The organism is Streptomyces sp. NPDC057743, from assembly GCF_042798755.1.
In the GTDB taxonomy this organism is placed as follows: domain Bacteria; phylum Actinomycetota; class Actinomycetes; order Streptomycetales; family Streptomycetaceae; genus Streptomyces.
The window spans coordinates 1-22,098 of sequence record NZ_JBHVJX010000022.1; the positions used below are offsets into that span (position 1 = coordinate 1).

Annotated in this window: 24 protein-coding genes; 21 read left to right on the forward strand and 3 right to left on the reverse strand. The window is 71.5% G+C overall.

Translation table 11 applies throughout. The annotated features are described in order from the left end of the window. Window positions 1-211 precede the first annotated feature (211 nt). Window positions 212-1,198, reverse strand: a complete 987-nt coding sequence (locus ACFVFQ_RS24395) for a TauD/TfdA family dioxygenase (RefSeq protein ID WP_383419544.1) — start codon at window positions 1,196-1,198, stop codon at window positions 212-214. 396 nt (window positions 1,199-1,594) lie between these two features. On the opposite strand from ACFVFQ_RS24395, the gene ACFVFQ_RS24400 reads away from it, so the two are divergent. The 10 genes from ACFVFQ_RS24400 (at window position 1,595) to ACFVFQ_RS24445 (ending at window position 11,999) form a co-directional block, all read left to right on the forward strand. Then, the gene (locus ACFVFQ_RS24400; protein ID WP_383419546.1) at window positions 1,595-2,824 is read left to right on the forward strand and encodes a methyltransferase domain-containing protein; all 1,230 of its coding nucleotides are present in this window, start codon (window positions 1,595-1,597) and stop codon (window positions 2,822-2,824) included. A 53-nt stretch (window positions 2,825-2,877) separates the two neighbouring features. Further along, window positions 2,878-3,750, forward strand: a complete 873-nt coding sequence (gene rfbA, locus ACFVFQ_RS24405) for a glucose-1-phosphate thymidylyltransferase RfbA (protein WP_383419548.1) — start codon at window positions 2,878-2,880, stop codon at window positions 3,748-3,750. 44 nt (window positions 3,751-3,794) lie between these two features. Continuing rightward, on the forward strand, window positions 3,795-4,931 hold the full coding sequence (locus tag ACFVFQ_RS24410) for an AMP-binding protein (protein WP_383419550.1): 1,137 nt from the start codon (window positions 3,795-3,797) through the stop codon (window positions 4,929-4,931). A gap of 4 nt (window positions 4,932-4,935) precedes the next feature. Next, window positions 4,936-6,468 (forward strand): aromatic amino acid ammonia-lyase, encoded by a 1,533-nt coding sequence (locus ACFVFQ_RS24415; RefSeq protein ID WP_383419552.1) that lies wholly within the window; start codon window positions 4,936-4,938, stop codon window positions 6,466-6,468. Between the two features lie 90 nt (window positions 6,469-6,558). Continuing rightward, window positions 6,559-7,518, forward strand: a complete 960-nt coding sequence (locus ACFVFQ_RS24420; protein ID WP_383419554.1) for an LLM class F420-dependent oxidoreductase — start codon at window positions 6,559-6,561, stop codon at window positions 7,516-7,518. A 4-nt stretch (window positions 7,519-7,522) separates the two neighbouring features. Beyond that, complete coding sequence (locus tag ACFVFQ_RS24425; RefSeq protein WP_383419556.1) at window positions 7,523-8,188, forward strand: 4'-phosphopantetheinyl transferase; 666 nt, start codon at window positions 7,523-7,525, stop codon at window positions 8,186-8,188. A 75-nt stretch (window positions 8,189-8,263) separates the two neighbouring features. Then, entirely contained in the window at window positions 8,264-9,250 is a 987-nt protein-coding gene (gene rfbB / locus ACFVFQ_RS24430; protein ID WP_383419558.1) for a dTDP-glucose 4,6-dehydratase, read from the forward strand. Continuing rightward, complete coding sequence (rfbD, locus tag ACFVFQ_RS24435; protein ID WP_383419560.1) at window positions 9,247-10,167, forward strand: dTDP-4-dehydrorhamnose reductase; 921 nt, start codon at window positions 9,247-9,249, stop codon at window positions 10,165-10,167. The genes rfbB and rfbD overlap by 4 nt, the downstream gene beginning before the upstream one ends. Beyond that, window positions 10,149-10,715: a dTDP-4-dehydrorhamnose 3,5-epimerase family protein gene (locus ACFVFQ_RS24440; protein WP_383419562.1), complete on the forward strand. Its 567-nt coding sequence runs from the start codon at window positions 10,149-10,151 to the stop codon at window positions 10,713-10,715. Before rfbD ends, ACFVFQ_RS24440 begins: the two co-directional genes overlap by 19 nt. Window positions 10,716-10,796: 81 nt before the next feature. Next, a complete protein-coding gene (locus tag ACFVFQ_RS24445; protein WP_383419564.1) occupies window positions 10,797-11,999 on the forward strand; it encodes a macrolide family glycosyltransferase in 1,203 nt (400 codons plus the stop codon). A gap of 329 nt (window positions 12,000-12,328) precedes the next feature. On the opposite strand, the gene ACFVFQ_RS24450 is transcribed toward ACFVFQ_RS24445, so the two are convergent. After that, complete coding sequence (locus ACFVFQ_RS24450) at window positions 12,329-12,544, reverse strand: hypothetical protein (RefSeq protein ID WP_383419566.1); 216 nt, start codon at window positions 12,542-12,544, stop codon at window positions 12,329-12,331. Window positions 12,545-12,702: 158 nt separating this feature from the next. Beyond that, on the reverse strand, window positions 12,703-13,098 hold the full coding sequence (locus tag ACFVFQ_RS24455) for an XRE family transcriptional regulator (RefSeq protein ID WP_383419568.1): 396 nt from the start codon (window positions 13,096-13,098) through the stop codon (window positions 12,703-12,705). A gap of 261 nt (window positions 13,099-13,359) precedes the next feature. Here ACFVFQ_RS24455 and ACFVFQ_RS24460 point away from each other — a divergent pair, with 261 nt between their 5' ends. The 11 genes from ACFVFQ_RS24460 (at window position 13,360) to ACFVFQ_RS24510 (ending at window position 22,097) form a co-directional block, all read left to right on the forward strand. Beyond that, complete coding sequence (locus ACFVFQ_RS24460) at window positions 13,360-13,713, forward strand: helix-turn-helix domain-containing protein (protein ID WP_383419572.1); 354 nt, start codon at window positions 13,360-13,362, stop codon at window positions 13,711-13,713. Further along, window positions 13,710-14,540 carry a phage antirepressor KilAC domain-containing protein gene (locus ACFVFQ_RS24465; RefSeq protein WP_383419574.1) on the forward strand — a complete coding sequence of 277 codons (831 nt, stop codon included), beginning with the start codon at window positions 13,710-13,712 and terminating at the stop codon, window positions 14,538-14,540. The genes ACFVFQ_RS24460 and ACFVFQ_RS24465 overlap by 4 nt, the downstream gene beginning before the upstream one ends. After that, window positions 14,537-15,583: a YqaJ viral recombinase family protein gene (locus ACFVFQ_RS24470; protein WP_383419576.1), complete on the forward strand. Its 1,047-nt coding sequence runs from the start codon at window positions 14,537-14,539 to the stop codon at window positions 15,581-15,583. The genes ACFVFQ_RS24465 and ACFVFQ_RS24470 overlap by 4 nt, the downstream gene beginning before the upstream one ends. Then, window positions 15,580-16,485: a recombinase RecT gene (locus ACFVFQ_RS24475; RefSeq protein WP_383419578.1), complete on the forward strand. Its 906-nt coding sequence runs from the start codon at window positions 15,580-15,582 to the stop codon at window positions 16,483-16,485. The genes ACFVFQ_RS24470 and ACFVFQ_RS24475 overlap by 4 nt, the downstream gene beginning before the upstream one ends. Before the next feature lie 186 nt (window positions 16,486-16,671). After that, window positions 16,672-17,625, forward strand: a complete 954-nt coding sequence (locus ACFVFQ_RS24480; protein ID WP_383419580.1) for a mucin-2 — start codon at window positions 16,672-16,674, stop codon at window positions 17,623-17,625. After that, the gene (locus ACFVFQ_RS24485) at window positions 17,622-18,329 is read left to right on the forward strand and encodes a hypothetical protein (protein WP_383419582.1); all 708 of its coding nucleotides are present in this window, start codon (window positions 17,622-17,624) and stop codon (window positions 18,327-18,329) included. Before ACFVFQ_RS24480 ends, ACFVFQ_RS24485 begins: the two co-directional genes overlap by 4 nt. Next, window positions 18,326-18,700 carry a hypothetical protein gene (locus ACFVFQ_RS24490; protein WP_383419585.1) on the forward strand — a complete coding sequence of 125 codons (375 nt, stop codon included), beginning with the start codon at window positions 18,326-18,328 and terminating at the stop codon, window positions 18,698-18,700. The genes ACFVFQ_RS24485 and ACFVFQ_RS24490 overlap by 4 nt, the downstream gene beginning before the upstream one ends. 12 nt (window positions 18,701-18,712) lie before the next feature. Further along, window positions 18,713-19,543, forward strand: coding sequence for a hypothetical protein (locus tag ACFVFQ_RS24495; protein ID WP_383419587.1), 831 nt, complete (start codon window positions 18,713-18,715; stop codon window positions 19,541-19,543). A 151-nt stretch (window positions 19,544-19,694) separates the two neighbouring features. Continuing rightward, complete coding sequence (locus ACFVFQ_RS24500; RefSeq protein ID WP_383419589.1) at window positions 19,695-20,927, forward strand: hypothetical protein; 1,233 nt, start codon at window positions 19,695-19,697, stop codon at window positions 20,925-20,927. 60 nt (window positions 20,928-20,987) lie between these two features. After that, window positions 20,988-21,380 (forward strand): hypothetical protein, encoded by a 393-nt coding sequence (locus ACFVFQ_RS24505; protein WP_383419591.1) that lies wholly within the window; start codon window positions 20,988-20,990, stop codon window positions 21,378-21,380. A gap of 282 nt (window positions 21,381-21,662) precedes the next feature. Further along, complete coding sequence (locus tag ACFVFQ_RS24510; RefSeq protein ID WP_383419593.1) at window positions 21,663-22,097, forward strand: hypothetical protein; 435 nt, start codon at window positions 21,663-21,665, stop codon at window positions 22,095-22,097. Window position 22,098 lies beyond the last annotated feature (1 nt).

Here is a 22,098-nt window from a genome sequence, read left to right on the forward strand (position 1 = left end):
GTTTTTCCACCCACCCACGGGAGGGGACGGGTCGGAGGGGGCGGTATGCCAGACGTAAAGCGAAGCAGTCTGGCATACCGCCCCCGGAGGCCCGTCACCGCACCCAACAGCCCCGCGCAGCGGACACAACGCCCGCGCCGCAAGGCGAAACAACAGCAACCCGCACGGCGGGAAAGCCAACAACGTGGGAAGCAAATCCAAGCGCAGCTGGTCAGTCCAGAACGCTGCCCGCGTCCTGCCGGTCAACCCGGGAGCGGCGGTAGTCGGCAACCGCGTAGACCCGGTGCAGCCACCGGTCCGTGCCGTCGTAGCGGGGCGCGTAGGACGTCCGGCCGTGCACGACCAGCCGGTTGTCGACCACGGCCAGGTCGCCCGCGGTGAGGTCGAGGGCGTGGGTGGCCCGCTCGAAGGCGGCGTTCAGCTCCGCCATGGCCCGCCGGGCGCCGTCGTCGAGGGCGTGCGTGGCGTTGAAGTCGACCAGCACGTCCGGGTCTTCGGGCGCGCCACGCAGGATCGCGTGGACCGGCGGCGGCACGCTCCCGGAGCCGCCGAACGACGGCGGCGCCTCGGTCATGAAGCGCTCCTCGAACAGCGTCCGGCGCGCCTCGCCGGACAGCATCGGCAGCGCCCGGCGGACCGACGCGGTGCACAGCCGGGCGTCCCCGGTCGGGTCGGTGCGCAGGCACAACAGGCCCAGGTAGTCGGGGCGGTTGCGGTGGAAGGCGTTCTCGGTGTGCATCTGGAGCCGCACCGAGCCCGCGTTGCTCTGCTGCCGCTCCTGGCCCGCCACCGGCACCACGTTCTGCACCAGCGCGCCGGACTTCTCGCTGCGGTAGGCCACCACCTCGCCGAGCTGGAGCAGGACCATGACGATCGCGCCGGCGGCCGTGGTCGCGGTCCGCTGCACCGACCCGAGCGCGGTGGGGGTCGCCGACAGCTCCGCGTCGATGGGCAGGTTGCGGACCAACAGCACGCCCTCGGGACCCGCGTCATATCTGAACTCACGTATAGCGGTGAGGAGTTGATCGGGCATCCGGACAGCGGCGGCGCGGGCCGCGGCGAGCCACGCCGGGCTGTCCAGCGCCCCGGACGCGGCCCGGCCGAGCTCCTCGGCCAGCAGCGCGACCTCCTCGCGCTGGGAGTCGGTGAGCTGCACCGCCGCCTCGGTCAGGGCGGGGAAAGAGCTGGTCTTGATCATGGATCACATGCCTTCTCACGGAAGCCGTGCGAGCACCCCGCCGGCGGCCAACAGCCGCTCGTTCAAAGGATTGTCCGGGCCGTTCCCGCGATTTCCACGGGCCCCTCTTGCGGATCGCACGGGCGCACTGGGACGGCGTCAGGATAAATGTCCCCGAGCGGGCCGGCACAGGGGAATTCCCGAACCGTTCCCGGGCGTCCGGCGGACCGTCAGAATCGGCTGCACGCCGGCGGATTCCTGTCCCGCCAGCGGGACACCAAACAATGCACGCACTTCCACCCCGGTCGCTTTCTGGGGCACACTCACCGAGAACCGCTTCGGCCCAACGCGCCAGTCCGCCGCCGAAGTTCGGGTATTTCCGTTCCCCCGCCGCCGGTCGGCCACCCAGGAGCATGTATGTCGAGCAAGTTCCCCTGCCGTATCTGTGCCGCTCCGGTACAGGAATTCTTTGACTTCGGCAGCCAGCCCCTGTCCGACGCCTTCTTGGCCCCGGACGCGGACCTCACCGAGGAGTTCTTCTACCGGCTGGCCGTCGGCGTCTGCGGGTCCTGCACCATGGTGCAGCTGATGGAGGAGGTCCCGCGGGACCGGATGTTCCACGAGGAGTACCCGTACTTCTCCTCCGGTTCGACCTTCATGCGGGAGCACTTCGAGAACCTGGCCAAGCAGCTGTTGGCCGACGAGCTCACCGCGGACGACCCGTTCATCGTCGAACTGGGCTGCAACGACGGCGTGATGCTCAAGGCCATCGCCGACCACGGAGTGCGCCACCTGGGCGTCGAGCCGTCCGCGAGCGTGGCCGACGTCGCCGCGGCCAAGGGCATCCGGGTCCGCAAGGCGTTCTTCGAGGAGGCCACGGCGCAGCAGGTGCGCGCCGAGGACGGCCCGGCCGACGTCATCTACGCCGCCAACACCCTGTGCCACATCCCGTACATGGACTCGATCCTGGCCGGCGTGCGGGCGCTGCTGAAGCCCACCGGCGTCTTCGTCTTCGAGGACCCCTACCTCGGCGACATCGTCGAGCGCACCTCGTTCGACCAGATCTACGACGAGCACTTCTACTTCTTCACCGCCCGCTCGGTGCGGGAGATGGCCCGCCTCAACGGCCTGGAGCTGGTGGACGTCGAGCGGCTGACGGTGCACGGCGGCGAGGTCCGCTACTTCCTCGCGCCCGCCGGCCAGCGCACCCCGTCGCCGGCGGTGGCCGCGCTCATCGCCGAGGAGGAGACCCGCAAGCTCTCCGACCTCGCCACCCTGGAGGCGTTCGGCGCCAACGTGCAGAAGATCCGCACGGACCTCGTCGCGCTGCTGACCACGCTGCGCGCGGAGGGCAAGTCCGTGGTCGGCTACGGCGCGACCGCCAAGAGCGCCACGGTGACCAACCTCTGCGGCATCGGCCCGGACCTCGTCCCGTTCATCTGCGACACCACGCCCGCCAAGCAGGGCCGGCTCAGCCCGGGCACCCACATTCCGGTCCGCACCCCCGAGGCGTTCTCCGACGCATACCCCGACTACGCCCTGCTCTTCGCGTGGAACCACGCCGAGGAAATCATGGCGAAGGAAAAGGAATTCCGCGACGCCGGCGGCAAGTGGATTCTCTACGTCCCGACCGTGCACGTGGTGTGAGGGGTGCGATCCGCCCCGCACCGCAGGAATATCCAAGACCAACAGGGAGAGCGATGAAGGGAATTCTGCTGGCCGGTGGCAGCGGCACTCGGCTGTACCCCTCGGCCCTGGCGACGTCCAAGCAGCTGCACGCGGTCTACGACAAGCCGTTGGTTTACCACCCGCTTTCCGTGCTGATGCTGGCCGGAATCCGGGAGATCCTGGTGATCTCGACGCCGACCAGCGTTCCCGCGCTGCGGGCGCTGCTGGGCGACGGCTCGCACCTCGGGCTCACCATCACCTACGCCGAACAGACCGAGCCGCGGGGCATCGCCGAAGCGCTCCTCATCGGCGCGGACCACATCGGCAACGACCCCTTCGCGCTGATCCTCGGCGACAACATCTTCCACGGCGCCGGTTTCCCCCGGATCCTGCGCAATGCCCGGGGCGACCTGGACGGCTGCACGCTGTTCGGCTACCCGGTCTCCGACCCCGAGCGCTACGGCATCGGCGAGACCGACGCCGACGGCAACCTCGTCGCCCTGGAGGAGAAGCCGCTTCGCCCACGCTCCAACAACGCGATCACCGGCCTGTACTTCTACTCCCCGGACGCGGTGGAGATCGCCCGCGAGCTGACCCCCTCGGCCCGCGGCGAACTGGAGATCACCGACGTCAACCTGGCCTACCTCAAGGAGGGCCGGGCCCGGCTGATCCGCCTCGGCCGCGGCTTCACCTGGCTGGACGCGGGCACCCACGACTCGCTGCTGGCGGCCAGCCAGTACGTGCACGTCATGGAGAGCCGGCAGGGCGTCCGGGTGGCCTGCATCGAGGAGATCGCGCTGCGCATGGGCTACATCGACGCGGAGCACTGCCACCGCCTCGGCGAGCGGATGGGCAACTCGGGCTACGGCCAATACCTCATGCAGGTCGCCCAGTTCGCCGCCTGATTGCGAAGCCGCCCGCCAACTGGGCGCCATCACAGGGAGTTTGCGTGGCCTATCAGAAGCTGACCCCGGCGCAGCTGCTGTCGTCGGGGATCGGCGCGCCGGACGTCGCCGAGCGCGCCTGGCACGTGCGGTGGGACGAGGCGCCCAACGCCGCGGAGTTGGTCGCCGGCGCGCTGCCGCCGGTGCTCGACTTCCACACCTCCGGCAGCACCGGACCGAGCCGGTGCTGGCAGCGCACCCGCGCGCACGCCTGGGCCGAGGCCGGCACGCTCGCCGACTTCCTCCGCCCAGATGCGCCGGGCGCGGTGGTCTCCTTCGCCCCACCGGTGCACGTCTACGGCGCGCTGGCCACGCTGCTGCTGCCGGCCAGGCTCGGCGTCCCGGCGTGGTACCGGCCGGGCTACCTCGGCGCGCTGCCGGACCCCGGTTGCCGCCGGATCGCCGTCGTCGCCACGCCGTGGATCTTCTCCCTGCTGCTGCGGCACCTGGACTGGGTCCGCTCCTTCGAGCACGTCACCGTCCTCTACAGCAGCGCGATGCTGCCCGCCGAGGCCGGCACCTTCCTCGCGCAGGCCGGCCCCGAGCGGGCGGCCATCGTGGAGCTGCTCGGCTCCACGGAGACCGGCGGCATCGCCACCCGCCGCTGGAGCCAGGGCGACCCGCCCGCCTGGACGCTCTTCCCGGACGTCACCTTCGCCCCCGACCAGGACGGCACCACGACCGACGGAACCGCGCCTCACGCGGGCGGCGTCCCGCTGGTGATCCGCAGCCCCCGGCTGGCCAACCGCCCCGGCGAAGTGCGCCCCCAGCAGTGGCGCACCGGCGACCTCGTCGAGCCGTTGGACGCCCGCACGTTCCGGCTCCTCGGCCGGGTCGGCCGCCTGGTCAAGGTGAACGGGCAGCGGATCAACCTCGACGAGGCCGAGCACGCCCTGCGCGCCCGGCTCGACTGCGCGGACCTGGCGCTCGCCCCGGTCAACGACCCCATGATCGGCGAGCACTTCGACCTCTACGTCGTCCCCCGGCCCGACGCCGGCCCCCACGCCCCCGATCTCTCCGCGGTCCGCGCCGTCCTCGGCGCCCGCCCGCGGAAGGTGCACACGGTGCCCGACCTCAAGCGGTCCGCCATGGGCAAGGTGCAGCACCTCACGACCTCCTCAACCCACCGAACCCAGGGATAGCAACGTGACTTTGACCCCCACGTCGGCCCCGGCACCGGCCGACGGCGACCGCAGTGACCTGCCCAGTCTGGACAGCATCGTCGAGGCCGCCGCCTGGACCGCCAAGCTGGGCCCGCTCACCGACGCGGACGTGGCCCGGATGGACCGCTCCGGCGCCACCGTCGACGCGTACCTGGCCGAGGGCAAGCCCGTCTACGGGCTGACCCAGGGCTTCGGGCCGCTGGTGACCTACTCCGCCACCTCCGAGCTGGAGCAGGGCGCCTCGCTCATCTCCCACCTGGGCACCGCACAGGGCCGCCCGCTCGACCCGGACACCTCCCGCCTGGTGTTCTGGCTGCGGCTGAACAGCATGCGCAAGGGCTTCTCCGCCGTCTCCACCGACTTCTGGCAGCGGCTGGCCGACCTGTGGAACGCCGGCTTCACCCCGGTCATCCCGCGGGACGGCACGGTCAGCGCGAGCGGCGACCTCCAGCCGCTGGCGCACGTGGCGCTGGCCTGCGCCGGCCAGGGCGAGGCATGGGTGCGCGACGCGCAGGGGCAGTGGGTCCAGCGGCCGGCCGTCGAGGCCCTCGCCGAGCTGGGCGCCGAGCCGCTCACCTGGCCGGTGCGCGAGGCCCTCGCCTTCGTCAACGGCACCGGCGTCGGCCTCGCCGTCGCCCTCCGCAACCAGCGCTCGGCCGTCCTCATGGTCCGCGCCATCGCCGCCCTCACCAGCCGGCTGACGGTCCTGCTCGGCGGCAACGCGGAGCACTACGACGAGGGCGTCGGCCAGGCCCGCAACCAGCTCGGCCAGCTCCAGGTGGCACGCTGGATCCGCCGCGACCTGCCCGCCGACCACCGCCGGGACGAGCGCCGCCCGCTCCAGGAGCCCTACAGCCTGCGCTGCGCCCCGCAGGTGCTCGGCGCCGTCCTGGACCAACTCACCACCGCCGGCGCGTTCCTGCTCCGCGAGGCCAACGGCTGCACCGACAACCCCCTCACCTTCGAGGACCGGGTGCTGCACGCCGGGAACTTCCACGCCATGCCGGTCGGCTTCGCCTCCGAACAGACCGGCCTGGCCATGCACATGGCCGCCTACCTGGCGGAGCGTCAGCTCGGCCTGGTGGTCAACCCCACCACCAACGGCGACCTCCCGATCATGCTCACCCCCCGGGCCGGCCGCGGCTGCGGGCTGGCCGGCGTGCAGATCAGCGCCACCTCGTTCATCTCCCGCATCCGCCAACTGGTCACCCCCGCCTCGCTGACGACGCTGCCGACCAACGGCTGGAACCAGGACCACGTCCCGATGGCGCTCAACGGCGCGAACGGCGTCACCGAGGCCCTGGAGCTGGGCTGGCTCGCCGTCGGCTCGCTCGCGCTGGCCGCCGCCCAACTGGCCGTGATGAAGGACGTCGCGGCGGACGCCACCGGCGTCTGGGCCGAACTCGCCCGGATCTCCCCGCCGTTGGAGGCCGACCGCCCGATGGCCGCCGAGGTCCGCGCCGCCGCCGCGCTGTTCCAGGACCACGCCCGGGCCCTGCTGACCGACGGCGACTGACCCCACCGACCGCGGGCGCCCGTCGTCCCCCGCCGGGCGCCCGCTCCCACCCCGGCCCCGCCGCCCACGAGAGAAGGAGACCACCCCGCGATGACTGGTTGGGGGATCACCCTCCCGCTGACCGGCGTGCCCCTGCCGGCCCACCGCGCACTCGTCGAGCGCCTCCCCGACCTGGGCTACACCGGCGTCTGGACCGCCGAGACCGCCGGCGCCGACGCCTTCTCGCCCCTGGTGCTGGCCTCCCAGTGGTCGCCCCGGCTGCGGCTGGGCACCGCGGTCGCCCCGGTGTTCACCCGCGGCCCGGCCCTGCTGGCGATGTCCGCGGCGGCCGTCGCCGACTGCGCGCCCGGCCGGTTCGCCCTCGGCATCGGCGCCTCCTCCCCCGGCGTCGTCCAGGCCTGGAACGGCCTCGCGCACACCCGCCCGTTCGCCCGGACCCGGGACACCCTGCGCTTCCTGCGCACCGCCCTGGCCGGGAAGCCGGTGACCGAGCAGTACCCCACGTTCACGGTGCGCGGCTTCCGGCTGGAGCGGCCGCCGGCCGAGCCCCCGCCGATCCTGCTGGCCGCGCTGCGCCCCCGGATGCTGCAACTGGCCGCCGAGGAGGCGGACGGCGCGATCACCAACTGGCTGGCCCCCACCGACGTGCCGACGGTCCGGGCCGCGCTCGGCCCCGGCCCCGAGCTCATCGCCCCGGTCTTCGTGTGCGTCACCGAAGACGCCCGGGCGGCCCGCCGACTGGGCCGGATGATGATCGGCAGCTATCTGACCGCGCCCGCCTACCGGGCCTTCCAGGACTGGCTCGGCCGCACCGAACCGCTCGCCGCGATGCACCGGGCCTGGGACGCCGGCGACCGCTGGCGCGCGCTGCTGGCCGTCCCGGACGAGGTGGTCGACGCACTGATCGTGCACGGCAGCCCGGACGCCTGCCGCGCCCGCATCCGGCAGTACACCGCCGCCGGCCTGGACACCCCCGTGCTCGCGCTGCTGCCCACCGACGACGGCGACCCCCTCGCCCAGGTCGAGGCGCTCGCCCCGGACCGGGACTGACGACGTGCTCGCCACCCTCCTGCCGGACCACGTCGCGGCGGCGGAGTCCTACGGCGACGACCCGGCCGCCGCGCTCTTCCCCGAGGAGCAGCAACTGGCCGCCGCCATGCGGCCGGAGCGCCGCCGGGAGTTCGCCACCGCCCGGCACTGCGCCCGCCGCGCGGGCCTGCGCCTCGGCCTTCCCCCCGGCCCCCTGCTCCCCGGCCCCGACGGCGCGCCGCACTGGCCGGCCGGGGTCGTCGGCAGCCTCACCCACTGCCGCGGCTACCGCGCCGCCGCGCTGGCCCTCCGCGCGAACGCCCGCGCCGTCGGCATCGACGCCGAACCCCACCGGCCGCTACCGCCCGGCATGTTGGCCCGCATCGCGCTCCCGGAGGAACGCGCGGAACAGCGCGCCCTACGGGAGACCGGCGCCGCCGTGTGCTGGGACCGGCTGCTGTTCTGCGCCAAGGAGGCGGTCTACAAGGTGTGGTCGCCCCTGACCCGGGCCTGGCTAGGCTTCCACGAGGCCACCATCGCCCTCCACCCGGCCGGCACCTTCCGCGCGCGACTGCTCCGCACCCCGCCGGACGACACCGCGCCCGGGGTCCCCGCCGTCCTCGACGGCGCCTGGCTGGCCGCCCCCCGCCTGCTGCTCGCGGCGATCGTCGTGCCACCCGCCGCGCCGTAGCCCGCCGTCCCCCGCCGCCAACCACCCAAGCCCACCGGCCCGTTCCGGTGCTCACGACAAGGTGCGCAACTCCTCATGACGACCCGGATTCTCGTGACCGGCGGAGCCGGCTTCATCGGCTCCCACTACGTCCGCACGCTGCTCGGCCCGGACGGCCCCGGCGACGTGGCACTCACCGTGCTCGACAAGCTCACCTACGCCGGCAACCCCGCCAACCTCGACGCGGTCCGCGCCCACCCGGGCTTCCGCTTCGTCCAGGGCGACATCTGCGACCCCGCGACCGTGCGCGCCCTCATGGCCGAGCACGACCAGGTGGTGCACTTCGCCGCGGAGTCGCACGTGGACCGGTCCATCGACGGCGGCGACACCTTCGTCTACACCAACGTCCTGGGCACCCACACCCTCGTCGCCGCCGCCCACCAGGCCGGCATCGACACCTTCGTGCAGATCTCCACCGACGAGGTCTACGGCTCGATCGACGAGGGCTCCTGGCCCGAGACCCACCCGCTGCGCCCCAGCTCCCCCTACTCGTCGGCCAAGGCGTCCGGCGACCTGGTGGCCCTCTCCTACCACCACACCCACGGCCTGGACGTCCGCGTCACCCGCTGCTCGAACAACTACGGCCACCACCACTTCCCCGAGAAGGCCATCCCGCTGTTCATCACCCACCTCATGGACGGCCGGCAGATACCGCTGTACGGGGACGGCGGCAACGTCCGCGACTGGCTCCACATCGACGACCACGTCCAGGGCATCGAGCTGGTCCGCACCCGCGGCCGCGCCGGCGAGGTCTACAACATCGGCGGCGGCACCGAGCTGTCCAACCGCGAACTGACCGAGCTGCTGCTCGCGGAGTTCGGCGCGGACTGGGACACCAGCGTGCTGCCGGTCGCCGACCGCAAGGGCCACGACCGCCGCTACTCCGTCGACTGCACCAAGATCCGCGAGGAGTTGGGCTACGCCCCGCGGGTGCCCTTCGCCCAGGGGCTCGCCGACACCGTGCGCTGGTACCGCGAGAACCGGGCCTGGTGGGAGCCCTTGAAGGCGCGAGCGGCGCTGTGACCGCCCCACAGGAGCGCCCCTGGCTGGTGACCGGCGCCACGGGCATGCTCGCCCGGGACGTCCTTTCCCACCTCGCCGCCGCCGGCCGCCCCGCGGTGGCCGCCACCCGCGCCGACCTGGACGTCACCGACCCCAAGGCGGTGCGCGCGACGCTGACCGCCCACCGCCCCGCCGTCGTGGTCAACTGCGCCGCCTGGACGGCGGTTGACGCCGCCGAGGACCACGAGCCGCAGGCCCGCGCGGTCAACGCCACCGGCCCCCGCCTGCTGGCCGACGCCTGCCGCGGCACGGGCAGCGTCCTGCTCCAGGTCTCGACGGACTACGTCTTCGACGGCCGCGCCCGGACCCCGTACCCCGAGGACGCCCCCACCGCCCCGCGCAGCGCCTACGGCCGCACCAAACTGGCCGGCGAACGCGCGGTCCGCGCCCTCCTCCCGGACACCGGCTACGTCGTCCGCACCGCCTGGCTCTACGGCGCGGGCGGCCGCAACTTCGTCCGCACCGTCACCGAACTCGAACGCACCCGCCCCACCCTCGACGTCGTCAACGACCAATGGGGCCAACCCACTTGGTCGTCCCACCTCGCCGCCCACCTGATCGAGTTGGGCGAGGGCGCCCTGGCCGGCACCGCCCCCGCCGGCGTCTACCACGGCACCAGCACCGGCGCGACCACCTGGTACGCCCTCTGCCGGGAGGTCTTCCGCCTGCTCGGCGCCGACCCGGAGCGGGTCCGCCCCACCACCGGCGACCGCTTCCCCCGCCCCGCGCCCCGCCCCGCCTACAGCGCCCTGGCGCACGACCGCTGGCACGCCGCCGGCATGTCCCCGCTCCCCCACTGGCGCACCGCCCTCACCGAGGCGTTCCCCACCCTCCCCTGCCAGAAAGCCGAGAAGCCCGCATGCGACCCCTGTCCATAGAAGGCGCCTGGATCCACGAGCCGGAGGTCTTCACCGACGCGCGCGGCAGCTTCCACGAGTGGTTCCGCAGCGACGCCTTCCGCGCGGCCACCGGCGACCAACTCCCGCTCGCCCAGGCCAATCTCTCGGTATCCCGCCGCGGCGCCTGCCGCGGCATCCACTTCGCGGACGTCCCCCCGGGCCAGGCCAAGTACCTCACCTGCGTCCGCGGCGCCGTCCTGGACGTCATCGTCGACGTCCGCACCGGCTCCCCCACCTTCCGCCAGTGGGAGATGGCCCGCCTCGACGACACCAACCACCGCGCCGTCTACCTCTCCGCGGGCCTGGGCCACGCCTTCCTGGCCCTCACCGACGACGCCACCGTCGTCTACCTCTGCTCCGAGGGCTACGCCCCCGAACGCGAACACGGCATCCACCCGCTGGACCCCGAACTCGCCATCGCCTGGCCCCCGGACATCACCCCCGTCCTCTCCCCCAAGGACGCCGCCGCCCCCTCCCTCTCCACCCTCCACCACCGCGGCCAACTCCCCACCTACCCCACCAACTGAAGCACCCCCACCCCAGAATCAGACCCCGCCATGAACCAATCCCCATCGCAATCCCCCTCCCCGTCGCCATCCCATATCGCCATGTTCAGCGTGGGGGCGCACGGGCACATCAACCCGAGCCTCGCCGTCATCCGCGCCCTCGTCGCCCGCGGCCACCGCGTCACCTACGCCATCCCCCCGTCCTTCGCCGACACCGTCGCCGCCACCGGCGCCGAACCCCGGACGTACACCACCACGCTCCCGACCCCCGACGACCCGGACGCCTGGGACGGCCAACTCCTCGACCACCTACGGCTGTTCCTCGCCAACGCCGGCCGCGCCCTCCCCCAACTCCTCGCCACCTACCGGGACGACCGCCCCGACCTGATCCTCTACGACCCGATGGCCTACGCGGCCCGCGCCCTCGCCGACCGCTGGCACATCCCCGCCATCCAACTCTCCCCGCACGCCGTCCCCTGGGACGGCTACGAGGAGGACCTCGCCGCCGAACGCGCCGCCCGTCCCCCCGGCAACACCACGCCCCCCGCCCACGCCTGGCTCGCCCAGACCGGCCTCGGCCCCGGCCGCGCCGCCCGCCGCCCCGACCGCTGCCTCGCCCTGATCTCCACCCTCCTCCAACCCCACCCCGACCGCGTCGACCCCACCATCTACACCTTCACCGGCCCCTGCTGGAACACCCACACCCCCGACCCCCAACCCCCCTGGACCCGCCCCCCGGGCACCGACCGCAAACGCCTCCTCCTCATCTCCCTCGGCACCCTCCACACCCACGCCCCCGACTTCTACCGCGCCTGCATCGCCGCCTTCGGCAACCTCCCCGACTGGCACGTCATCCTCCAAACCGGCCGCCACCCCACCTCACCCCTCCCCGACGCCCTCCCCGCCAACATCGAGGCCCACCCCTGGGTCCCCCAACGCGCCGTCCTCGACCAGGCCGACGCCTTCATCACCCACGCCGGCGCCAGCAGCGCCCACGAGGCCCTCGCCCGCGGCGTCCCGATGGTCACCGTCCCCCAGGCCGCCGACCAGTTCGGCAACGCCGCCCTCCTCACCGACCTCGGCATAGCCCGCCACGTCCCCAAAACCTCCGCCACCCCCGAAACCCTCCGCAACGCCGTCCTCTCCCTCCTCAACGACCCAGCCCTCCCCCACCACACCACCCGCATCCTCAACCACCTCTCCACCGAACCCGGCACCCCCCAAGCCACCACCCTCATAGAATCCGCCCTCCCCCAACCCCCCTCCCCAACACAAAAAAGCCCAGACCAGACATCAACTGTCTGACCTGGGCTTTCCCAGAGCCGCCTTCGGGATTCGAACCCGAGACCTACGCATTACGAGTCAAGATCGTTCATGACAGGCAGTCCTGACAGGTGCCGCCGTATGGCAGTTTATGCAGGTCAGAGCCTTGTGGCGGCCCAACGGCTATCACCTCGTGCCAGCCACTCCAGGGCCGTCCGGGCGCGCAATGGGCACGCACCGAAACCCGATGACCTGCGCCTTTAAGAGCACGTAAGGATACGAACCCTCTCCGGTGATGCGTGCCCATAGAACGCCAGAAGGGCCGCGCGACGTATGCCGCGCGGCCCTTCTGGTTGCGTGTGCTCGGCCGCCTATTCGCCGCGGCGCCTCTGGGGCGGCACACGCTTGCCGTCCCACTGCTGCACCCAATGCCCCTCGTCCGTCAGGTGGCGGAAGTACAACGCCATCTCGTCGCGCGCTTCCTCCGTCATGGCGCCCCGGGCGAAGAACCAGACAAGCTCGCCCTCGCACTCCACGGGCAGGACCTGCCTGCCGCCGGGCAGCTCGTCAACGAACGTGATGTTCATGACAGGAGTGGTCAAAAGGCCCCCTCAACGATCCAGGTACGCATATCGGCGACAGGTGTCACACAACGCAAAGATCACCTTATCGGAGGCATCTGACACTGACTCGGGTTTGGGTGCTAGGCTCGCCCGCTACACGACCCCAAGTCGGTAGCGACCCGTCAGCCGTTCGACCGGCTGCGCGCGAACGCCTCGACCATCGCTTTAACCTGTCGCCGCTCGGCTTCGCTCATCTCGCCCAGGTAGGCAACGAGGGCGCGTGCATCCTCGTCTTCGCTCCAGACCTCGGAGACGATCCCCATAAACTGTGCGCCTGCCGCCTCCTGGACGATGGGCAGTGGCAGTTCCAGGCCGGCCGCAAGTGCCCGGAGGCCGGGGAGTTGGGGCGGGATGACTGGCTCGCGTGTCTCCAAGCGGTGCAGCCATCCGACTTTGAGCTGTTCACCGGTTTCCGGATCGGCGCATCGGTCGGCAAGCGTGCGGAGTCCGACTTTGAGTTCGGCGCGTCGATCTCGTACGAGGTCTGATAGGTCCGTTCGCTGTATCTGCTCAGACACGACTCATCCCGTCGCCCCCCATGGTTGGTGCGTCGCCCGCGCTGAGGCAGCCATTGCTGCGCATCGCCTCTACTCAGCCGGTCACGTGGGCTGTTTCACACGATGGACAGTACGTCCACAATGATAGACGAAGTTGATGTGCGAGCTTCATTCACAGGCATCGATCTTCCACTTCATATTGACCCCTTAACGTCTCGCACTTGATCGCCACCAGCGATACACGACTGTTTATCTAAATAGACGGAACGTTCACCCTGTGCCATGATCGGACTGTTCATCGACTTAAACGCACTGCTCATAGGGGTGAACGTGTCTCCTTCCCTGCCCATGTACCAATTGGTCGACCCGGGCCTGCTCCGCACGCTGATGCGTCGCACCGGGAGCGGCGCACCTGTCACTGTTCGGGGTCTCGCCGACATGGCCGGATGCAGCCGCGGCACCGTCGGAAACCTGCTCGCCGAGCAGCAGCGCAGTGTCTCGGCCGCGACCGCGCACGCCATCGCCCGCGTGATCGGCGTCGACGTCCTGATCCTGTTCGCACCAACCGGTCGCGCGGTTCCCGCCGTCGGTGCGGCACCGACGCCGGCCACCGCGCAGGTGGAGGCCGCCGCATGAACCTCCCCGCACACACCGAGGCAGGCCCGTTCGACACCATCCGGCATATCAGTGGCGACGGTGCCGAGTTCTGGCACGGACGCGAGTTGCAGCCGCTCATGGGCTACGACTCGTGGCGCCGGTTCGAGGAAGCGGTCGAGCGCGCTCGCGCCGCATGCACGAACAGCGGCCACGACTCCGCGGAGCATTTTGCCGGCACCGTCAAAAACCCCTCCGACCTGGGAGGGCGCCCCGCACGCGACTACCGCCTGTCCCGCTACGCCGCCTATCTCGTCGCGATGAACGGCGACCCTCGGAAGCCGGAGATCGCGGCGGCGCAGACGTATTTCGCGGTCAAGACACGGGAGGCTGAGACGCGCCCGAACGGGCCGGTGGTGGCTGATCTGTCGTCGCCGGCCGGGGTATTGGCGTTGGCCGAGCAGTATGTCGACACCGCTCGCGCCCTGGTGGCGCAGACCGAGCGCATAGCCGAGTTGGAGCCGAAGGCCGCGGCGCACGATGCCTACCTGTCCGCGCACGATTCCGATCGCCTTGTGCGGGAGACGGCCAAGCTGCTTGGTGTTCGGGAGTCGTGGCTGCGTGGCTTCCTGATCGACGAGGGGCTGATCTTCCCGCGCTATGCGCCGTGCGGAACGCGCTTCTACGACGCGTACGCGCAGTACCGGGCCCACTTCCGGCCCACCGAGACCGTGATCAGTCACAACTCGACGGGGCCGTGCGCGCATTACACGCTCCGCGTCACTCCGCGGGGTGTCGAGCTGATCCGGCAGCGCCTCATGCGTGCCGGTCACCTCGCCCCGGACGCCGTCGGGGAGGTCGCTGCATGACGTCCGCCGTCACCCCGACCGGTGTCGTCGTCGCCCCGCCCGGCCTGGAGCGGGCAGAGTGGCTGCGGGTGCGCCGTGCGGGCATTGGTGGCTCGGAGGTCGCCGCGGTGCTGGGCATGAGTCAGTACGTTTCCCCGCGCGAGGTCTACCTCGACAAGGTCGGTGAGCTTCCCCTCGACCGTCCTCGCGACCCGGCGCTCGAAGAGGCTGCGTTCTGGGGGCACGTCCATGAGCCGACCGTCGCCGCGGTGTTCGCCGACCGCACCGGCCTCGCTGTCGTCGAGGGCCCCGGGACGCTCGCGCATGTCGAGCGTCGGTGGATGCTGGCCAACGTCGACCGGTACGTGCTCGCCGAGGGTGAGTCGACGCCGTCGAGCCTGCTGGAGATCAAGACCCGGTCCGCCTTTCAGCTCGACGAGTGGCTCGCCGGTGTGCCGGACGGTCCGGCGCTGCAAACACACTGGTACCTCGCCGTCACCGGGTACGCGCACGCGCACGTCGCCGCGCTGCTCGGCGGTAACCGACTGATCATTCACCGCGTCGAGCGCGACGAGGGGCTCATCGAGCATCTGGTCGCACTGGTCGGGGAGTTCTGGCAGGGCGTGCTCGACCGCGTCCCGCCGCCGGTCGACGGCAGCGAGGCAACCGAGCGTCTGCTCGGCCACCTCTACGACGTCCGACCCAAGGCCGTGACCGTGGCCGACCCCGACGAGGTGCTGCCCCTGCTGGAACGGCGCCGCGAGCTCAAAGAACGCGCGGCCCGGACCGAGGCCGAGCTGCGCGAGGTCGACAACAGCCTGAAGGCTGCGGCCGGCGAGGCCGAGGTCGTCAAGGTGCAGGGCCAAGTCGCCTACACCTGGCGGCAGAACGGCCCGTTCGCGGCGAAACGATTCGCCGCCACGCACCCGAGCCTCGCCGCCCAGTACCGGCGCCCGGCCGACGCCCTCGATGCCGACCGTCTCGCCGCCGAACTCCCCGACCTACACCGTCAGTTCCGCGCCCGTCGCCTGATCGTGAACACCCCGAAGGACACCGCAGCGTGAGCACCAACCTCGCCGACCGCGTCGCCGCCCGCCGCCACTCCCCCGCCCGCACCACCACCCACCGTCCCACCGCTGGCACGCAGCCCAGCCTCGCGCGGTTCGTGCAGCAGATGCTGCCGGAGATCACCCGCGCCCTGCCCGCCCACATCGCCCCCGAGCGCATAGCCCGGATCGCCCTTACCGAACTGCGGCGCGTCGACCACCTCGCCGAGTGCACGCAAGAGTCGTTCGGCGGCGCGCTGATGACGTGCGCGCAGCTCGGCCTCGAACCGGGTGGCGCGCTCGGCGAGGCGTACCTGCTCCCCCTTTGGAACAAGCGAGTTCGGGCGTACGAGGTGCAGCTCGTCATCGGGTATCAGGGCATGGTGCGCCTGTTCTGGCAGCATCCCCTCGCCGCCGGTTTGTCGACGCACACCGTGTACGAGAACGACGAGTTCGACTACGAGTACGGCCTTACTCCGGTGCTGCGGCACAGGCCGGCCCGGTCCAACCGCGGGCGGCCGACCGACTATTACGCCGTTGCGAAGATGACCAACGGCGGCAGCGCGTTCGTGGTGTTGTCGACCGACGACGTCGAGGCGATCCGCAAGCGCAGCCGGTCGCGTGACTCGGGCCCGTGGTCGACGGACTACGACGCCATGGCCCGCAAGACCTGCGTACGGCGACTGTTCAAGCTGCTTCCCAAGAGCCCCGAACTTGCCCGCGCGGTCGCCCACGACGGTGCGGTGCGGCGCGATGCCAGCCCCGACGGCCTCGACGCCGTCCCCGACTACGTCGAGGGTGAGGTCGTCGACCACACCCCGGCCGCCGTCGAGGGCGCGGCGGTCGAGGACGTACCGGCGGAGTTCGCCGGCTGGCCCGAGGCCGCCGAGCAGCCGGTCGTCGAGCCTGCCGCGCAGTGATCCGCCGGCCGATCGCCTACCGGTGTCGGCACTGGGACGGGCCGGGGCGCCGGTACTGCGGCGCCCCGGGCGCCCGCCGCTACGTCACCGGCAACCGGTGCCCCAGCCACACCCCGGCCGCCCTCGCAGGGCACCCCGAACCCCCGTCCACCCCGTCCCTCAGTCATCCGAGAGGAGCGCCGGCCCGTGCCGTGGTTCAAGATCGACGACAGCAGCCACTCGCACCCCAAGTTCGTCCGTGCCGGTAATGCCGCGCTCGGTCTGTGGCTGCGCTGCGGCGCCTACGCTGCCCAGCACCTGACCGAGGGCACCGTGCCCGGCGTCGTGGCGCAGATGTACGGAACTGCCCCGCAGGCACGGAAGTTGATCGCGGTCGGACTGTGGCACGAGCACGGCCACGACTGCGCACGCTGCCCGCAGCCCGCGGCCGGCGACTACGTCGTGCACGACTACTTCGAGGGCGGGCGCAACGCCACCCGCGCCCAGGTTGACGCCGCCCGCCAGGGCGCCGCCGAACGCAAAGCGCGCAGCCGAACGCGCGCGAATCGAGGGCGAATCGACGACGATTCGGCCGCGAATCGCGATCGAAACGCGGGCAATTCCGCGCCGAATCGGGGACGAACCGCACCCCATTTTTCGGAAGAAACCGCAGGTCAAGCGGGGGTGTCACACCGTGACCCTGTCGGGGGTGTCACAACCCCCCAAGCCAGCCCCAAGCCAAGCCAGTCCGTTACTTCCTACGGAAGTAACCAGCAAGCTAGCCCCGACGGCCCGCAGATCGCCGAACCCGTCCGCCCTCTCGTCGACGCCATGACCGCCGCCGGCATGTCCGTCTCCTGGGAACTCGCCCCGGCCGAATGGCTGTTGCTGCAAGCCCTGATCGAACGGTGTGGCGTGCCGACTCTCGTCGATCACGCCGGTGGTGCCTGGCAGGGCGCTCGCACGCGCCCCCGCTCGGCCCGCTACTTCCTGCCCGGCTGGCGCTCCCTTCCCACCACACCCACCGCCACCGCGCCGGCGCCCGGCCACGGTCCCAACGTCGTACCGCTGCGCGCCGCCAGCCCCTCCACCACCGACCAACGCGTACGCGACGGCCTCGACCTGGCCGCCCGACTCCGCCAACAGGAGGCCACCCCATGACCCCGGCCGACGCCGCCGAACTGCTCTCCCTGTGCGCCGCGTTCGACCGCCGCACCATCGGCGAAGCCGACGCCCACGCCTGGGCCCGCGCACTGCGCGACGTCCCCCTCGACGAAGACACCCGCACCGCCGTCGCCGAGCACTACGGCCACACCGACAAGTGGATCACCGCCGCCCAGATACGGGAAATGCGCACCCGCATCCGCAACAACCGCATCGGCGCCGCCCACCCCGTCTACGACGGCAACCCCGACGAGACCGGAGCCGAGTTCGCCGAGCGCCGCCGCGCACAGATCACCGCCGCGGCCGACGGCACCCTGCCCGCCCGCACCATCACCCACGCCATCGGCGCCACACCCTCGCTCGACGTCCTCGCCCTCACCGCCGGCATCGGCCGCGCCATCGACGACAACCAGCCCCGCCCCTACGTCCCCGCCGCCGTCGCCGTCGCCGAGCAACTCGCCGACCAAGGGTTCGGTGCCCGGCGCCGCAACTTCCCCGAGTTGGAGGTCGAGTGCCCGCTGCACACCTGCCGGGCCCGCGAGCGCAGCCGCTGTAGGCGCCCGAGCGGAACGGAGCTTCGCGAGCACACCCACGACGTACGGCAACGCGCCTACACCGAACGTCTCGGCCGCCTCATGCGCCAACCCCCAGCACCCCGCCACCACCGCGCTCACCACACCACCGGAGGAGACAACCGATGACCCCGCCCGCAGCCCTCGCCACCATCGCCGCCCGCCTGACCGACCACCTCGACGTGAACCCGTTCCTCGCCCGCCTCACCGCCGCCGACATCGTCAACGACCTGACCACCGAGGGATGGACCATTACGCAGGCCGCGCGACCGGTCGCGCCTCGCGCGCGGGACGCTGAGCGCCTCCCAGGCTCCACCCCCGACGATCACCACCACCGTCACGTGAACGCCCCTCAGAGACCCGCACAGGGCGATCAAGCGGCCGTCCTGCTCCGGCTCGACGTGCTGCTCGACCGGGCCGAGCGCGGCGTACTGCTCCCCGCCGAGGCCGCCCTGCTCCGCGCTCACCTCACCAACGCGCAGCGAGCGCCCGCGGCATAGCCGGGCCTCAACGTGACCACCATCGACCGGGAGCACCACCGCATGACCTACACCGCCGCCGTTCACGAGGCCGTCGCCGCCCTGCGCTCCATCCGCGAACACTGGGCCGAGCTGCTACTCGCCATCGAGACACCGCCCGCGGACGTCTGGCCACCGCGGCAACTCGCGCACACCCTGCGCGCCGACGTCGACGAGCCGCTCGTCGTCGAGGGCCGGGCGCCGCTCGTGCTGCGCGAGCATCCCGCCCCGCTCAACGTCGACGCGCTTGACACCGGACTCGCCATCGAGCGGCAGGTGTTCGCCCTCGCCGACACCCTCGCCGCCGCCGTCCAGCACGCCGCCCCCGGCGATCCCCGCCGGTGGGACTTCCAGAATCCGGGCGCAGCGGATGGTCGGGGTGCGGCCGGGTCGCGGGCGCACGGGCTGCACTTCGCGTGCGTGTGGATCGAGGGGCGCCTGCTCGACGAGGACACCGAACCCGAGCAGCAGCTCGACGGCACCCTCGCCGCGCCGCCGTTCGCTCCCCTGCCCCCGCACCTGCTGCACGAGGCACGACGGGCCGCGCGCATCGCCGAGGGCCGGGTGCTGCGGGCCCTCGGCCTTGACCAGCGGCACACGCCCATACCCGACCGGCCGTGCCCCTGGTGCGGCGGCGAGCTCACCCTGCACACCGCTCCCGACGGGCCACCGAGCGTGACCTGCTCAACCGGCGCACGCTGCGCGGCTCCTGTGCCCTTCAACGACCGCGGCCGGCGCGAGTGGGGGTGGGCAGACCTGCTTGCCCTCGCCTCCGCCCTGGCCGCCGCTCCCCTGGATGAGGGCACCCCAGCGGTCGCTGCTTAACCGCGGGCCCTATTGGCGGGGCGCAAGTTCCACATAGACCGAATGAACTAAGTTCAGCTCGAACCTTGTGAACTTAGTTCATTTGATCTAGCGTGTACCTCGTTCCGCCGGCCTCCACCCGGCACCCAACAACCCACGGGAGCAACCCCCGATGAACGAGCGGATCTGGGCCACCACCAACACCGGCTTCATGTGGCACGCCTTCACCGAGGACGGCGAAGGCCCGGCCCTGTGCCACAGCCGCATCTACGCGCGCACGTTCGCCCGCATGAACGATGACTTCCGCACCCGCGAGGGCGCAGAGTCGCCGCTTACCGCCCGATGCGAGCGATGCGTCGCGAAGTTCGAGGCCCTGCTCGCCGAGGCCACCGTCAAGCACACCCCCGCTCCTACCGAGAACGCCGTCGACGCCCCGACGTTCACCGAGCAGGCCCGCGTCAGGTACGCCGTGATCGGCAAGGGCAAGCGCGTGCACTACTCGCCGAGCAACGATGACGGCCTTTGTGGTCGCGCCATCACCGCGTACCTGGACGTCGAGGACGCCGTCGCCCTGTTCGACAAGGGATACGAGCTGTGCGCACCCTGCCACCGCGCCGCCGAGAAGCGCGCCGAGGCCCGCCACCTCGCCGACGCCTCGCCCCTCGCCGCCGCCGCGGTCGAGGTCGCCGAAACCGTCGAGCAGGCCGACCGCGAGCGCGAGGCCGCCCTCGACCGTCTCGTTGCCGAGGTGGCGCAGCTCCACACCGAAGCCGACGCCCTGCTCGCCGACACCCGCGAGGCCGCCGTCGAGGCTGACCAGCTCGCCGACGAGATCGCCGCATGGGGCGCCGAGGTTGACGCCATCACCGAGCAGCATGTCGTCGAGGGGCTCGTCGTTGCACACGCAGACACGGCCGAGGGATGCGCGCCGAGCGATGCCACGCACCCGGACGTCGCAGCCGCCCGTGAAGCCCTCGTCGGCCTGGCCGCCGCCACCCTCACCGACCACCACGACTACAGCGAACCGTCCGACGACGAGCGCACCGTGCGCGGGTACGTCATCGACCCCCGCGGGCACGGGCTCGTCGCCCTGTACTGGCTGGAGGAAGGGAAGAACGTCCGCCGCGACGAGCTGCCGCACGGCCCGGCACTCGACTGCCTCGCGTGGACGATGGAGCGCTCCGGGTGGGAGGTCGAGCGAATGCTGCGTTCCTCTCAATGTGTGTTCGCGCACCGCCCGGTCGAGGACGCCGCGCCCGCCGAGCTGCCCGCCGGCGACGAGCAGGCCGTCGCCGAGGACGTCGAGGCCGTCGGCACGTGGCGTGATGGGTGGCTCAAGGCAGCGCCGGAGCCGACGTTGTTCAGTCTTGGCGAGGACGTCGAGCAGGGTGCGCTGTTCGTCTGACACGATCGGTCCGCCCCGGGCAACCGGGGCGGACCACGCCGCAACCGGAGACACGACACGATGAGCACCGACGAACAGCAGCGCGCAGCACTCGATCAGGACGACATCGATTCCCCGCGCGGACGCCTGCTGGCCGGCATCGCCGATCTCGTGGACACGTTCACGGCCGAGACGTCCGAGGTGCAACAGAAGGCCGCCGAGGAGCGCGCCGCGCTACTGCACGCTGTCGCTGCTGAGTACGGCCCGGAGCGCACGGCCGACGAGATCACCCTCGCCGAGGCCGGCCGCATCCGCCGCGCGTACAAGCTCGTCGAGGAAGCAACGCCGCGCCTGATCGTCGAGGCTCACGAGCGTGAGGGGAAGAGCGCGACCGAGATCGCAACCACGCTCGGCTGCTCGCCCTCGTACGCCTCGCGCGTGCTGCGCGAACACCGGGCCACCGCGGGGGAGTAAGCGGGCCCCTGCCGCTCCACACGACAAGGGCCCTGCCCGTAGGCGGGAGCAACCCCCGCCCGCGGCTGGCCACAGGCTATCTCGGCCGCGCCTCGGAACAGACTTGCACCGTTACCTTTCCGTGACCTAATATTGGGGGCGCCTCCGGCGTGCCCGGAAAACGTGACACCGCGCCCCCCTGGGGCGCCGGCGCGCACGCCAGCTCCACACAGTGAGCACACAACCTTTACGCACTCTTGACGGTCACACCTGTGTCAGTAGTCATCTGCTCAGGAGCCGACCGTGAAGCGCACCGCCATCGCCTTAACCACCCTCGCCCTCGCCACTACGCTCGCCGCGTGCAGCAGCTCGGACGGCGTCAAGGCCGAGAACGAGAAGCCCCCCGTATTGAGCACCCCTGCGACAACGGCCTCTCCGGACAAGGCGATTCAAGATGCTGAGCGGGACCGTGGGATTCCGCCGAAGCCCGATGCGGCAACGCAGGCGAAGTACATTCGCGCACTGAACGCCATCTCGCCGGCCATCGTCAACGGCAAGGAAGACCGAGCGGTAAGCCGCGGTCGGGACACCTGCGGCACCGTTCACAGCTTCCCCAACGACCACGCTAAACAGGTGGACATCACCCGCCAACGCTTCAGCGGAGCACAGGAGTTCACAGCCACGCAGGCCGAGCAGATTCTCACCGCCGTGCAGACGAACCTCTGCCCCAAGAAGTGAC

Excerpts from the sequence above, each read along its gene's own strand:
- ACFVFQ_RS24395 (WP_383419544.1), bottom strand. The coding sequence starts at position 1,198 with ATGATCAAGACCAGCTCTTTCCCCGCCCTGACCGAGGCGGCGGTGCAG.
- ACFVFQ_RS24400 (WP_383419546.1), top strand. The coding sequence starts at position 1,595 with ATGTCGAGCAAGTTCCCCTGCCGTATCTGTGCCGCTCCGGTACAGGAA.
- rfbA (WP_383419548.1), top strand. The coding sequence starts at position 2,878 with ATGAAGGGAATTCTGCTGGCCGGTGGCAGCGGCACTCGGCTGTACCCC.
- ACFVFQ_RS24420 (WP_383419554.1), top strand. The coding sequence starts at position 6,559 with ATGACTGGTTGGGGGATCACCCTCCCGCTGACCGGCGTGCCCCTGCCG.
- rfbB (WP_383419558.1), top strand. The coding sequence starts at position 8,264 with ATGACGACCCGGATTCTCGTGACCGGCGGAGCCGGCTTCATCGGCTCC.
- ACFVFQ_RS24440 (WP_383419562.1), top strand. The coding sequence starts at position 10,149 with ATGCGACCCCTGTCCATAGAAGGCGCCTGGATCCACGAGCCGGAGGTC.
- ACFVFQ_RS24445 (WP_383419564.1), top strand. The coding sequence starts at position 10,797 with ATGTTCAGCGTGGGGGCGCACGGGCACATCAACCCGAGCCTCGCCGTC.
- ACFVFQ_RS24450 (WP_383419566.1), bottom strand. The coding sequence starts at position 12,544 with ATGAACATCACGTTCGTTGACGAGCTGCCCGGCGGCAGGCAGGTCCTG.
- ACFVFQ_RS24460 (WP_383419572.1), top strand. The coding sequence starts at position 13,360 with ATGATCGGACTGTTCATCGACTTAAACGCACTGCTCATAGGGGTGAAC.
- ACFVFQ_RS24465 (WP_383419574.1), top strand. The coding sequence starts at position 13,710 with ATGAACCTCCCCGCACACACCGAGGCAGGCCCGTTCGACACCATCCGG.
- ACFVFQ_RS24470 (WP_383419576.1), top strand. The coding sequence starts at position 14,537 with ATGACGTCCGCCGTCACCCCGACCGGTGTCGTCGTCGCCCCGCCCGGC.
- ACFVFQ_RS24485 (WP_383419582.1), top strand. The coding sequence starts at position 17,622 with ATGACCCCGGCCGACGCCGCCGAACTGCTCTCCCTGTGCGCCGCGTTC.
- ACFVFQ_RS24490 (WP_383419585.1), top strand. The coding sequence starts at position 18,326 with ATGACCCCGCCCGCAGCCCTCGCCACCATCGCCGCCCGCCTGACCGAC.
- ACFVFQ_RS24500 (WP_383419589.1), top strand. The coding sequence starts at position 19,695 with ATGAACGAGCGGATCTGGGCCACCACCAACACCGGCTTCATGTGGCAC.
- ACFVFQ_RS24505 (WP_383419591.1), top strand. The coding sequence starts at position 20,988 with ATGAGCACCGACGAACAGCAGCGCGCAGCACTCGATCAGGACGACATC.